Genomic DNA, 5,643 nt, shown 5'->3' with positions numbered 1-5,643 from the left:
CTTGGCGTAAGCGAGCAGCACCGCGAGCTCGGGCCGCGTGAGCGCCTGCTGGCGGCGGCGGCGTTCCGCGATCTCGATGTCGTCCGGCAGAAATTCGACAGCGCGATCCAGCAGTCCGCGCCCTTCCAGCGTCTGCATGAGACGCTGGCGCGACGCGAGATCTTCCATGCCGTTCAGTTCCGCGAGCGAGATCGCAAGCGTCTGCAGGTAGTTGTTGCGCAGGACAAGCGCCGCCACTTCGTCGGTCATCGACGTCAGCAGCTCATTACGATCGGGCAGGCTGAGCGCGCCGGTCCGCACCGGGCCGCCGAGCGCGATCTTGATATTCACTTCAAGGTCGGAGGTGTTGACGCCGGCCGAGTTGTCGATCGCGTCGGTGTTCAGCCGCACGCCATTCTGCGCCGCCTCGACGCGGCCGCGTTGCGTCATGCCGAGATTGGCGCCCTCGCCGATCACCTTGCAGTTCAGGTCCGAACCGATGACGCGGATTGCATCATTGGCGCGGTCACCCACCTGCTCATCGGTTTCGCTCGCGGCGCGGACATAGGTTCCGATGCCGCCGAAGAACAGAAGATCGGCATCCGCCTTCAGGATGGCGCTCATCACCTGCGCCGGCGTCGCCTTGTCCGCGTTCAGGTTCAGCAGCGCCTTCATTTCGGGCGACAGCGGGATTTCCTTCAGCGAGCGCGGAAACACGCCGCCGCCCCTGGAAATCAGCCCCATGTCATAGTCCTGCCAGCTCGAGCGCGGCAGATCGAACAGACGCTGCCGTTCGGCGAAGCTTTTCGCCGGATCGGGATCGGGGTCGATGAAGATGTCGCGGTGATCGAAGGCCGCGACCAGCTTGATCGTCTTTTCCCGCAGCATGCCGTTGCCGAACACGTCGCCGGACATGTCGCCAACGCCAACCACCGTGAACGGAGTCACGCCGATATCGATGTCCATCTCGCGGAAATGCCGCTTCACCGCCTCCCACGCACCGCGTGCGGTGATGCCCATCTTCTTGTGGTCGTAGCCGGCCGAGCCACCGGAGGCGAAGGCGTCGCCAAGCCAGAACTTGCGCGAGGTGGAAATCTCGTTCGCCGTGTCCGAGAAGGTCGCCGTGCCCTTGTCGGCAGCGACAACGAGATAGGGATCGTCGGAATCGTGGCGCACGACATTGTCCGGCGGCACCACTGCGCCTTCCGGCGAAAGATTGTCGGTGACGTCGAGCAGCGAGCCGATGAACAGCTTGTAGGCGGCAATGCCTTCGGCCGCGATCGCCTCGCGCGTGCCGCCGATCGGCAGATGCTTCGGAACGAAGCCGCCCTTGGCGCCGACCGGCACGATCACCGCATTCTTGACCTGCTGCGCTTTCACGAGACCGAGAATTTCCGTGCGGAAATCCTGCGGCCGGTCCGACCAGCGAATGCCGCCGCGCGCCACCTTGCCAAAGCGCAGATGCACACCTTCGACTCGCGGCGAATAGACGAAGATTTCGTAGAGCGGTCGCGGCGCCGGCAGCGTCGTCAGCTTGCCGCTTTCGTATTTGATTGCGACCTGCTGCTTGGGATGGCCGTCATCGGCAATCTGGTAGAAGTTGGTACGGATCGCCGACTGCACCGCATTCACGAAGTGCCGCAGGATGCGGTCTTCGTCGAGCGAGGGCACTTTCTCGAGCGCGGCCTCGATCGCCGCAACGATCTCGCGTTCCTTGCTCGCGCGGCCGATGTCCGCCTCGGAACGCGGATCGAACCGCGCATGGAACAGCGCGACGATCTGCGACGCGATCTGCGGATGCGCGCGCAATGTCGCCCACATATAATCCTGCGAGAATGGCAGCCGCACCTGCCGCAGGAACCGCGATATCGAACGGATCAGAACGATATCGCGCCATTGCAATCCGGCCTTCAGGACAAGCGCGTTGTAACCGTCATTCTCGGCGATGCCGCGCATCACCATCAGGAAACAGGCTTCGAGCGCAACTTCCAATGCGTCGATGTCGATCGGCGCGCCGTCGGCGCTTTCGAGCGACATGTCGTGCAGCCAGACATGGGTCTCGGGTGGCGTGCCGGGGCGAATTTCGTAAGTGCGTTCGTCGACGACCCGAAAGCCCATATTTTCCAGCACCGGCACGCGGGCGGATAGCGGGATCGCGCCGCCATAGCTCCAGACCTTCAGCCCGACGCAATGGCTCTGGCCGCCGGTCCGCGAATGGAAGTCGACACTGAGCGGACGCTCCGCCGACAGACCCTCGATGGTCCGGATATTGTCGAGCGCGATCTGCGGCGAATAGCGGTCGCGGAAGCTGGCGCTGAATGCGTTGCGATAGCGCTCGAACAGCTTGCGCGCACGGGCCGGTTCCTGCGTACGCTCGATCTCCTCGCCGAGCGCATCGCGCCAGGTCCGCACGATCGCGGAGACGCCCTGTTCCAGCTCGTCCCTGGTCGGATCCTCGATCGGCTCGGCCGAACGCGCGATGATGAAATGTGCGCGCATCATCGGCCCTTCGGGGAAGAACAGGCTGAGACCGCTGACATGGCCCTTGTAGCGCGCGGACAGAAGGTCGCCGACCGCCTCGACCACATCGTTCGAGGAGCGGGCGCGCGGCAGATAGACGAGGATCGACATGAAGCGGTCGAAGCGATCACGCCGCGCCAGCACCCGAACGCGCGGGCGCTCTTCAAGCTGGAGGATCAGCATCGCGAATTCGAAGAGGAGATCGCTGCCGACGCGGAACAGATCGTCGCGCGGATAGGTTTCCAGCACGTTGACCAGCGCCTTGCCGGAATGGCCGGACGGCGTGAAGCGCGCGCGCTTGAGCAAGCCATCGACCTTGAGGCGCAGATAAGGGATCGAGCGCGTGGAGCGGGTATAGGCCGTGGAGGTGAACAGGCCGACGATGCGCACTTCCCCGGCGACGTTGCCATTCGCGTCAAAGCGCTTCACGATCACCATGTCCATGAACACGCGGCGGTGCACGCGCGAGCGCACGCTGGCCTTGGTGATCATGAGCGCGCTCGGCTCGCCATAGAAGCGATGCAGACCGCGCAGGATCACCTCCTGACCGGAGCGTCCTCTCAACTCGTGAGTGTCCGCCCTGCGCAGTACGCCGAGACCGGAGTCCGGCACCATGACCGGTTCGCGATCGGGACCTGCGACCTTGTATTCGCGGATCCCAAGGAAGGTGAAATTCTGGCCGACCAGCCATTCCAGGAAATCGACGGCTTCCTTCTGTTCGGTTTCAGGAACCGGTGGCGGGTTGGTCTTCATGCCGGCGATCAGGTCGCCGACTCGCTCGAGCATGGGCCGCCAGTCCTGCACCGCGACGCTTACATCGGACAGGACCTGCTCCAGACCGACGATCAGCGTGTTCTGCATCGCGACGTCCTGGATGCGATCCATATGGATATGCATAAAGCTTTCGCGATGTACTGCCTCGTCGGCCGGCTCTTCGGCCGAAACCTGCTCGATGTGGCCCGCAGCATCGCGCGCCACGGTGAAGATCGGATGCACGACAAGCTGCACCTGGGCATGGCGCGCCGTGAGCTCGGCCATCACCGAATCAACGATGAACGGCATGTCGTCGTTGATGATCTCCAGCACCGAAACCGAGCGGCTGCGGCCGGTATCCTGACCACCCTCCGGCGTGTAGATGCGGATCTTCGGGATGCCGGGGCGACGTTCCTCAAGAAACGCATAGGCCTGCACTGCAAACGCCGCGATCTCGTTCGGCGTATAGCCCGCCAGATCCTCTGCCGACGCTCCCGAGAACAGACGGGCCACGAAGCCGTCGGGCACGCTGGTGCGTTGCGCCCGCAACGCGGCTTCCGCCTGCTCGATGAGTTGAGCAACGCCGCGTTCACCCGCGGTTGCAGGCGGATTCTGGATATTCATGACAGCGGCCTCTCCTAGCAGTCCGAGTGTCGCCTACCGGCAGCTCTTCGTCGAGGATGCATCCCCGCCGATCTCACGATCGTGAGTGCTGCGCCGCAACATACAATTGATGCATTTCGCCGGATCTATCCGGGCGATACGCTTGGCGCGATAGCAGGGAGCGATGAAAGTGGCAAAGGCACAGAAGAAGCCGGCACGAGGAAACCCGCGGGCGAGCGAACTCGCTGCCATTCCTCGCAACAGGACATCGGTCGATGACAAGCCCCGGACAGCTGCTGCCAAGGCCGGCGCGCTGACGAAGTCGGGGCTGCTCAAACCGGCGCCGTCGGCCGCGGCCACGGATGACATCACCTTCGTCGCGCTCTCGCTGCCGGAACCCGCTCTCAACGAGGAGATGCAGGCCTATTTCGACAAATGCATGGATAAGCTCGGCTTCATTCCCAACGTGCTGAAGGCCTACGCCTTCGACATGAAGAAGCTCGAGGCATTCGTCGCGATGTATAACGACCTGATGCTTGGGCCATCGGGCCTGAGCAAGCTCGAACGCGAGATGATCGCAGTCGCTGTGTCGTCACAGAACCGCTGCTATTACTGCCTGGTGGCCCATGGCGCGGCAGTGCGCCAGCTCTCCGGCGATCCGCCGCTCGGCGAACTCATGGTCATGAACTACCGGGCGGCGCGGCTTTCGAAGCGCCAGCGCGCGATGCTGGATTTCGCGGTGAAGCTGACCAACGAGCCCTGGGCGGTGGAGGATCACGATCGCGAGGGTCTGCGGCGGACGGGCTTTTCCGATCGAGACATCTGGGATATTGCCGCAATTGCCGGGTTCTACAACATGTCGAACCGAGTCGCGACCGCGACCGACATGCGGCCGAACAGCGTCTATCACGGGATGGCGCGGTAACATCGCGTCAGAGGGCGCGCACCAGTTTTGCAGATGATACGCGTCCTTTGTTTTGTCCTCGCGCTCCTCGCCGTTCCTGCATTCGCGCAGGACGCGAGTCCCGTTCACGACAAGCCGCTGTCGGAAGCGCCACGAGCGCAGGCCGTTACCGCAAGGAACGGCATGGTGGTCGCGCAAGAGGCGCTGGCCACGCAGATCGGCGTCGACATTCTGAAGGCTGGCGGCAATGCGGTGGATGCCGCGGTCGCGACCGGCTTTGCACTCGCGGTGACCTATCCGCGCGCCGGCAATATCGGCGGCGGGGGCTTCATGGTGATCTGGCTCGCGAAGCCCAAGAAGGCGATCGCCATCGACTATCGCGAAATGGCGCCCGGCGCGATCGACAAGGACAGCTTCCTCGACGACGCCGGCAACGCGGACCCGCAGAAATCGCTGAAGTCGGGACTTGGCGTCGGCGTGCCGGGCACGGTTGCGGGATTGGCGCTGGCGCACAGGAAATATGGCTCGGGAAAATTCACGCTTGCGCAGTTGCTGGCGCCGGCGATCGCGCTCGCCCGCGACGGCTTCGTGGTCACCGGCGATCTTGCCGACACGTTCGTTGCGGCAAAGCCTCTGTTCGCGCGCTGGCCCTCCTCGGTGAAGGTGATGCTGAAGCCGGACGGCTCGTCCTATGGCGAAGGCGACCGGCTGGTGCAGACCGATCTCGCCAACACGCTGGAGGCGATCGCGAAGAAGGGTCCGCAAGGCTTCTATGAGGGCGACGTCGCCGAGAAGATTTCCGCCGCCGTGCGCGAGGCCGGCGGGGTGATGACCGCGGACGACTTCAGAAAGTATCGCGTGAAGGAACGCAAGCCGGTCACCGG

The 5,643-nt window shown here is 63.8% G+C and carries 3 protein-coding genes; 2 read left to right on the top strand and 1 reads right to left on the bottom strand.

Annotated elements, in window-relative coordinates; genetic code table 11:
* The coding region (locus tag VNZ93_RS24295) for an NAD-glutamate dehydrogenase (protein WP_325711631.1) at positions 1-3,876 on the bottom strand (3,876 nt) is incomplete at its 3' end.
* A gap of 346 nt (positions 3,877-4,222) precedes the next feature.
* Here VNZ93_RS24295 and VNZ93_RS24290 point away from each other — a divergent pair.
* Positions 4,223-4,780, top strand: coding sequence for a peroxidase-related enzyme (locus VNZ93_RS24290; protein ID WP_325711637.1), 558 nt, complete (start codon positions 4,223-4,225; stop codon positions 4,778-4,780).
* A 33-nt stretch (positions 4,781-4,813) separates the two neighbouring features.
* A partial coding sequence (locus tag VNZ93_RS24285; RefSeq protein ID WP_414710186.1) for a gamma-glutamyltransferase occupies positions 4,814-5,643 on the top strand: 830 nt, incomplete at its 3' end.

The organism is Pseudorhodoplanes sp., assembly GCF_035565795.1.
In the GTDB taxonomy this organism is placed as follows: Bacteria; Pseudomonadota; Alphaproteobacteria; order Rhizobiales; family Xanthobacteraceae; genus Pseudorhodoplanes.
This window is presented reverse-complemented; position numbering and strand designations above follow the sequence as displayed.